Annotated in this window: 2 protein-coding genes; one reads left to right on the top strand and one right to left on the bottom strand. The window is 64.1% G+C overall.

The window, feature by feature from the left end:
• The first annotated feature begins 91 nt into the window (after nt 1-91).
• Nucleotides 92-394, top strand: a complete 303-nt coding sequence (locus tag ACK1U9_RS14010) for a hypothetical protein (protein WP_015271046.1) — start codon at nt 92-94, stop codon at nt 392-394.
• Nucleotides 395-397: 3 nt separating this feature from the next.
• Here the strand turns inward: ACK1U9_RS14010 and ACK1U9_RS14005 are convergent, their stop codons facing one another.
• Entirely contained in the window at nt 398-1,648 is a 1,251-nt protein-coding gene (locus ACK1U9_RS14005; protein WP_085599530.1) for a 2-aminoadipate transaminase, read from the bottom strand.
• Between the last annotated feature and the right edge of the window lie 67 nt (nt 1,649-1,715).

The following is a 1,715-nucleotide window of genomic DNA, read 5'->3' as shown; positions in this document are numbered from 1 at the left end:
TTTACCCGCGAAGAGGCCAGTAGAGACAATAGAGACCACCTGCCGTACTCTACGCGCCCATACGCCTACACACCCACTGAGGTAACCCCGCTTGAGCACCAAGTACCCGTACATCGCCACCATCACCGTCAGCGCCGAAGACCGTGGCGGCGACGCCGAGGCCTCGGAAAACCCCAACATGCGCGTTGGCCTGGAAGCGGTGACCGAAACGCTGAAGAAGGTGCATTTCGTCGGTACGCTCGCAGCCCCCGAAAAGAACGCCACACACATCTGCGTGACCCTGGAGAACGGCCTGACCTACTACGGCCCGATCGTCAACGGCCACGCCGAGCTCGAAGGCGGCTGGATTGCCTTCGAGTCCGACATGCTCACTCCGGCAGAACTGGGCTTGTAAGTATCAGTTCAGCTCGGTCAGGCACTGCTCGAGGATATCCAGGCCCTCCTCGAGCACTTCCGCCTCGATGGTCAGCGGTGCCAGCAGGCGGATGATGTGCCGCGCCTTGCCGCTCGGCATCAGCAACAGGCCCTTGGCCCGCGCCGCTTCCATCACCTTGGCCAGTTGCGCCGGTGCCGGGCTGCCGTCGGCATTGACGAACTCGATCCCGCGCATGGCGCCGACGCCGGTCAGGCGGCCGATGAACGGGCTCAGGCCCGAGGCCTTCCAGTGCTCGAAGCGGCGCACGATTGCCTGCTCCTGGCGCTCACCCCAGGTAGCGACGTTCTCGTCGGTCATCTGCGCCAGGCTGGCCAGGGCCGCTGCGCAGGCGATCGGGTTGCCAGAGTAGGTGCCACCCAGGCCGCCTTTGGGCAGCGCTGCCATCAACTCCTTGCGCCCGACCACTGCACCCAGCGGCATGCCGCCGGCAATGCTCTTGGCCAATAGCAGCAGGTCGGGCTCGAGCCCTAAGCGCGGGAAGGCGAAGCGCTGGCCGGTGCGGCCGAAGCCCGACTGGATCTCGTCGATGATGATCAGGATGCCGCGCTCGTCGCAGAAGCGGCGCAGGGCCTGGGCGAAAGCTGGGTCAAGGGCGAGGAAGCCGCCTTCGCCCTGCACCGGCTCGAAGATGAACGCCGCCACGTCCTCCACTGCCAGCTCGACGCTGAACAGGCGGTCCATGGCCTTGAGGGCCTGTTCGCAGGTAACCCCAGTGTCGGCGCTGGGGTAGGGCAGGTGATAAACCGGCCCCGGCAGTTCACCGACCCGCTGCTTGTACGGGGCGACCTTGCCGTTGAGGTTCAGGGTGGCCAGGGTGCGACCGTGGAAGCCGCCGTCGAAGGCAATGATGGCGCGTTTGCCGGTGGCACCACGGGCCACTTTCAGGGCGTTTTCCGCAGCTTCCGCGCCACTGTTGGTGAGCATGCCGGCCAATGGGTAGCTGACTGGTACGAATTGGCTCAGTTGTTCCATCAGCGCCAGGTATGGGCCGTGGGGGGCTGCGTTGAAGGCGTAGTGGGTCAGGCGAGCGGCCTGGGTCTGGATCGCCTCGACCACGGCCGGGTTGCAGTGGCCCAGGTTGAGTACACCGATACCGCCGACGAAGTCGATGTAACGTTTGCCGTCGGTGTCCCAGACTTCGGCATTGCGGCCATGGGAAAGTGTGATCGGATGAACGATGGCAATGGACTGGCTGATACTTTCCTGGTTCATGGGCACGCGGACCTTTGTTCGAATTTCTTATTATCCAAGCGTGTTGGCAGGTTATTCCGCAAACGAA

This window comes from Pseudomonas sp. XP1 (assembly GCF_053557675.1).
The sequence above is the reverse complement of the archived record's forward strand: the minus strand, read 5'-3'. Positions and strand labels throughout refer to the sequence as shown.